A 6,000-nucleotide genomic window follows, 5' to 3' on the forward strand; every position below is an offset into this window, starting at 1 on the left:
TTATGCTTTAACTGTTCCTTCGTCGGCTGAATTCACTCCATGACGATAGAAGTCAGCATGAATAGGATCCAGTGGTTTACGTCCAAGGATTAAGTCTGATGCCTTTTCCGCTAACATTAACACTGGAGCATGGATATTTCCATTCGTAACATAAGGCATAGCCGATGCATCAACCACTCGTACATTTTCAAGCCCATGAACCTTCATGGTTTGCGGATCTACAACAGACATAGGGTCTGAAGCTGGTCCCATTTTCGCCGTACATGACGGGTGTAGCGCTGTCTCTGCGTCTTTGGCCACCCAATCCAAAATCTCTTCGTCTGTTTGAACGGAAGGACCAGGTGAAATTTCTCCTGAATTGTACGGCGCCATTGCTGGCTGTGACATAATCTCCCTAGAAATCCGTACGGCTTCAACCCATTCACGTCGATCTTGTTCCGTTGAAAGGTAGTTGTAGACCATACTAGGATGTTCTTTAGGATCTTTGGAACGAATCTTTAATGAACCGCGAGCATCAGAATACATCGGTCCAACGTGTACCTGGAATCCGTGTTTCGTGTCTGCTTTTTGTCCATCATACCTTACCGCTACTGGTAGGAAGTGGAACATCAGATTCGGATAGTCGACATCCTCGTTAGAACGAACAAAGCCTCCACCTTCGAAGTGGTTTGTTGCCGCCGGGCCTTTTCGCCCAAATAACCACTGCATACCGATCCAAGGCATCCGTGCTTTATTCAAGCTAGGCTGTTGGGAAACCGGTAACGGACAAGCATACTGGATATAGGTTTCAAGATGATCCTGGAGGTTTTCTCCTACACCAGGAAGATCAACTACTGGTTTAATGCCAAGTGATCGCAAGTGCTCTGCATCCCCTACACCTGATAATTGCAGTAGCTGTGGTGTGTTAATGGCACCTCCAGCAAGAATGACTTCTCCTGCATTAACCTGATGCGTTTTCCCGTTACGTTGATAGGTTACCCCGCTTGCTCGGGTACCATTGAAATCGATACTTGTAACAAACGCACGGGTTTTCACAGTGAGATTCTGACGCCCTTTATTCGGATGGATATATGCACGTGAAGCTGAGTAACGTCTGCCTTTATACACATGCTTATCAAATGGTCCAAACCCTTCTTGGCGAAAACCATTTACATCAGGTGTTCGTGAGTAACCAGCCTCGACAGCTGCATTAAAGAAGGCTTGGAATAAAGGATTCTTTGCTGGACCGCGTTCCAATTTGAGTGGACCATTGTGGCCACGAAGCTCATCATCTGGATCTGCTGCTAGAGCAGTTTCCATTCGTTTGAAGTACGGTAGACAGTGGGCAAAATCCCACGATTCCATCCCTGGATCCGCTCCCCAACGTTCATAATCCAGTGGGTTACCTCGTTGGAAAATCATTCCATTAATAGAACTCGATCCTCCGAGCACCTTTCCACGAGCATGCTTGATACGTCGTCCATTCATATATGGCTCCGGATCCGACTCATATTTCCAGTCATATAAGCTTTTTCCTGCTGGGAATGGCAAAGCTGCTGGCATTTGGATCAATAGATCCCATGCAAAATCACTTCGTCCTGCCTCTAAAACAAGGACACTACGTTTGCCATCTTCACTTAAACGATCAGCGAGTACAGAACCCGCACTACCTCCACCAACAATTACATAATCATATGATTTATTCATCTTACAGACCTCCTAGGATGTTGAGAATTAATTATTGTAATTAAAACGATATTAAAAGCACTCATAAAAAAACTCCTCCCTCATTCATGAAACTAATCAATCGTTTGGTCGATTCGTATCATAGTTCCATTAATGATTAAGGATTGAGATAACACTAGAAATCTTCATTTCTATGTATCTAGCCAACAAGATTTTAATTTAACTTGTGGCAAATCTAGAATGTTTATAATTAAACCTACGGGCTTGAATTGAAACCATCTCCCCGCTTTTGTTAATTATGTTAAATTTTTATTTAACGTTTTTAACAATATTAATTTATCACAGAATATTTCTTTTGTAAACCTGTGTACTCTTTCTTTGATATATTTTTAATGCATCACTCAAGATAAACTTGGCATGAGATCTTGAGTATGAGTACTGTTGTCGGAATTCCACAGGATCTCTAGAGTGTGTAGAAAGTCCGTTTAATGGCTTACTTAAGTGTTGACTTTAATGGGGCTTTTCTCGAATAATCTGGCCGTAGTCTATAAACTAATTTTAGTCAAAAAAAGCTTCCCAAAGGTTTAATCCTTTGAGAAGCTTCTAATATCATCTTAGTTATTGGGTATTTCACTATACTGATTTCCAGTCAAAAATAGACCAAGACCATACACGTTGATCGCTAATTTGACCTAAATAATACGTATTTGACGTTGGAAAATCCCTCGCTCTACTTCTATTATACTACTAATAATAATTAATTTATAGACTACACTTTCTAAAATTCCTTTCTTATACTGGTATATATAAACTTGAAAACAGAAGAGGTGTATCAAGTATGAATGATAAAAAAGATGTCTTAGATAAAGGTCCTTTCTTTCATGGTACGAAAGCAGAACTAAAAATTGGAGATCTTCTAGAACCACAACACGTATCAAATTATCAAGATAAAAAGTCGAACTATATTTATTTTACAGCAACATTAGATGCTGCTAAATGGGGTGCTGAATTAGCGACATCCAATTTAAAGGAACGAATTTATATTGTGGAACCATTGGGTGATTTTGAAAATGATCCGAACGTAACGGACAAAAAGTTTCCTGGAAACCCAACACGTTCTTATCGATCTAAATCACCTCTGAAAATCATAGCTGAATTAGCCGAATGGGAAAGACATTCTGATGAAAAAATCAACCATATGCTTACATCTTTACAAAAATTACGTGAACAAGGAAAAGCTGTCATATACGATTAATCTTTAATAATCTATATGAATTAGAAAACTAAATTCAATTATTCATCTGCAGTATTTTCATAATAGAGATATTGATGAAGAAATTTGTAAAGGACAAAACTGTAGCCAAAGCACATAGTTACTCCCCCTTCTTCTCGTGCTATTGCTGAACAGTTTAATAGAAAGGTCAAAATTTGTTTTTGCTGTCGTTTATACTAATAATATTGAATTATTCAATCTTCTTGCTATTTATGCTGTTCTACTTGCCAAGTGAACAAATAAAAAAGAACTCCTAAAAATGTTTGGAGTTCCCTATGGCTTATACTCGTCACGACTACGTATGTAATGAGCAACGAAAGAAAACGCGTTATCTAAGGTTAAGATATCCCAATTTTCCTTTCGTTGATCCCTGTTACCAGGTACATGATGATGGTGATGAGGTTCTGATTTAACTTTGTATTTTCCCGGGGTCCATGGTGCATCGTGAGGCTCGTTTTCCCAAGCAGAAATATGATGAAACAACTTTCCCATTTTTGGAATGATAATTTTCCATTGATAATGGTACTCTGTGACATATCCATCTTCATATTTTTCGGTTGCATGTAATCCTGTCTTCCCGTGTACAGGGTGTTCAATTAGTGGAAACAGTACCGATAACTTTTTATTGGTTCGCTTATAATTACCATATATCGAATCCTTCGTCGGCAATTGAGGATAATTACATAATAAGTCACCGTATTTCTCTAATATATCTGGGATGTCAGCAGGGAGAAGGACTTTTTCCGTCTCTCTACTCAATATCCTTCTCCCCTATAAGTTGATTGGTTAACTCCTCTTCCTCTTCAAGTAGATCCCTCCACTCATAATAATCAGATGGGTCATCCAGTGCATCAATATTTATTCCTTCAAAGGCTTTTTTTATGAATGGAGTCTTGTATTTTTTTTTGTATTGCATCAACTCTTCATAAACTTCGCTTAAACGTTCTTCAGGTGTTTGACGTAATCGCTTCTTTTCTTGATAGAGGTATTGCATCTTAATGCAGTAAACAGGGTCCTTCCAAAGGTCTACTGCATGTTTTGGAATTTTATTATGAGAAGAAGTGTCGATATGTTCAAACCCTTGTTTCATATATTTGTTCAGTGTCACATTAGATATACCTAGAAGCTCTGCTGCTTGTTTTGGTTTTATCAAATAATCATCCCGATATTCGAAACTAATGTCTTGACTACTAATTTGATAATACCAATCCTCTAAGTCCAATTTGAGCTTCCCAAATTCCAAATCAGTTGTTGGCAGACTTATCAACATCAGACGTTTTAACCATTTTAGTAACGCATTTCGATTTTTGTTCGATAAAATATATTGCTCATTAAAATGAAGATAGTTCGTATCAAAGGTGATTTCTTTTAGACGATCCTTAAAAGCCCCTAACATAATGACGATAATTTGGCTTAACACATAGCTTGTCTCTTTTTCAATCTTTGACTTGCTTTGTGATTTGTAAGCATACTCAATGTCTTTTTCAGTTTCTTCATATATCGTCGTTGTCATCAACTTCACCTCTCTCACCTCCATTATAGCTACTGTGTTAATGAAAAGTCAAATTTAGATAATTAATGATTTATATATAATCATTAACCATTATGTCCAATCATAGAAAAAACATTCGTGCAGCATTCTGACTCCAACTAGCATATTACCTAAGATTTAAAACAATTGCATTCAACTCTTCATTCTCTTCTCACACTGCTTTGGGTCTTGTTTAATCTATTCCTCAGTCTTGTAAAACTATATGCGAACCGCTAGGAAGGTAGAATAACAAAGTTATCTTGTTTAATGGAATGAATTTTAACATTTGGAAATAATGTACATCTAGCAACGAAATATATCACAGATAGCGAGGATACCTAGCCTATACAGGTATTTGGGGTGGAGAGTTAGTCCCTCTCAAATGGAAAGATGTAGACTTCCTAAACAATATGATAAGTATAACTAAAATGTAATATAATCCAAATAATAATACGATGGAGTACCAATTAGTCCCACCAAGAACCAGAAAATCGAGGCGAAAATCGTTGTGGATGAAGATGTCATTAAAGCATTGAAAGCTCAAAAAAAGGTTCAGAATAAAGTGATTGAGCAATCGGTATCGATTACCATAAAGAGGACATTACGGTTATCTCATGGTGCTTTAAAACGTTTGAGACCGTATGAAACGACTGCTTCTGATCGCTTGTATCAATGAAGAATTAAAGCCCAAAAGTTTACGACACACTCATATGTCACTTCTTGCTGAGGCAAGTGTCTCACTCGAATAGATTATGGATCGACTCGGTCATACACGATCAAATCACAAAGAATGTCTATCTCCATGTTACGCAAGAAATGAAAAAAGAAGCTTCCCAAAAGTTCAGCGAACTTATGAGAAGCCTCCGTTAATATCCTCAATGTGAGCAAAATGTGAGCATTACACTCTCACCTTACTTAAAAACCCACTCATATCAAGGGTTGGAACGGCTTATTACATCATGCCGCCCATACACTATCAACCTATAAATTTATGTGAAAAATTTCAATTACCTTATTATAATTGGCTTTTCATCTTTAGAACAGTTAAAAATTTATACATTTTTATACTTATTTATAATTAAAAAGTGGTCAGATTGCGATCAATAAATTTATTCCTATTTAAAAACGGTTGGAGTTTTTAATATATTATTGATCGTATTATTAAAAAATTTAGAGAAGGGGCCTTTTTCTATTCAACAGGATAAAGGTAGACCGGAATCGTTGCTTCTATTTCATCCCCTGCTTTACTTTCAAAAACGAAATCAACAGTAGAACCTCTGCTTCCATCTCCAAATGTTTCTCCTACATAACTTCCCCTTTTCCCTTCCTCTCTTATAAACACATTACCTCGATGCCCCTCTTGTGCTGTTATCTTATACCGCCCTGGTTCAATGTCGGATCCAAAATAAAAATATCCTGCACTCACCTTAATTGGTTCATCAGATGCTCTTACTAACTCTCCGTCTAATTTAGCTAATTCTTTTTCAGCGGACTCGATATCGGCTTGTAAGGATTTAAGCTCTCTCTCATG

General features: G+C 37.5%; 6 protein-coding genes. 2 read left to right on the forward strand and 4 right to left on the reverse strand.

Annotation, left to right across the window (positions count from 1 at the left end; translation table 11 throughout):
- Positions 1-1,686 carry a choline dehydrogenase gene (betA, locus tag BMX40_RS12115; RefSeq protein ID WP_090870250.1) on the reverse strand — a complete coding sequence of 562 codons (1,686 nt, stop codon included), beginning with the start codon at positions 1,684-1,686 and terminating at the stop codon, positions 1-3.
- 817 nt (positions 1,687-2,503) lie between these two features.
- Here betA and arr point away from each other — a divergent pair.
- On the forward strand, positions 2,504-2,920 hold the full coding sequence (arr, locus tag BMX40_RS12120; protein ID WP_090870252.1) for an NAD(+)--rifampin ADP-ribosyltransferase: 417 nt from the start codon (positions 2,504-2,506) through the stop codon (positions 2,918-2,920).
- 291 nt (positions 2,921-3,211) lie between these two features.
- Here arr and BMX40_RS12125 read toward each other — a convergent pair whose 3' ends face one another.
- Together BMX40_RS12125 and BMX40_RS12130 are read right to left on the reverse strand one after the other, a co-directional pair.
- Positions 3,212-3,697, reverse strand: coding sequence for a DUF6516 family protein (locus tag BMX40_RS12125; RefSeq protein WP_244513512.1), 486 nt, complete (start codon positions 3,695-3,697; stop codon positions 3,212-3,214).
- Positions 3,690-4,460, reverse strand: a complete 771-nt coding sequence (locus tag BMX40_RS12130; RefSeq protein WP_090870256.1) for a hypothetical protein — start codon at positions 4,458-4,460, stop codon at positions 3,690-3,692. The genes BMX40_RS12125 and BMX40_RS12130 overlap by 8 nt, the downstream gene beginning before the upstream one ends.
- A gap of 517 nt (positions 4,461-4,977) precedes the next feature.
- On the opposite strand from BMX40_RS12130, the gene BMX40_RS20285 reads away from it, so the two are divergent.
- Positions 4,978-5,145 carry a hypothetical protein gene (locus BMX40_RS20285; RefSeq protein ID WP_170840771.1) on the forward strand — a complete coding sequence of 56 codons (168 nt, stop codon included), beginning with the start codon at positions 4,978-4,980 and terminating at the stop codon, positions 5,143-5,145.
- A gap of 513 nt (positions 5,146-5,658) precedes the next feature.
- On the opposite strand, the gene BMX40_RS20290 is transcribed toward BMX40_RS20285, so the two are convergent.
- On the reverse strand, positions 5,659-6,000 hold a 342-nt coding region (locus BMX40_RS20290), incomplete at its 5' end, for a hypothetical protein (RefSeq protein WP_425287859.1).

The organism is Oceanobacillus limi, assembly GCF_900111445.1.
In the GTDB taxonomy this organism is placed as follows: domain Bacteria; phylum Bacillota; class Bacilli; order Bacillales; family Amphibacillaceae; genus Ornithinibacillus; species Ornithinibacillus limi.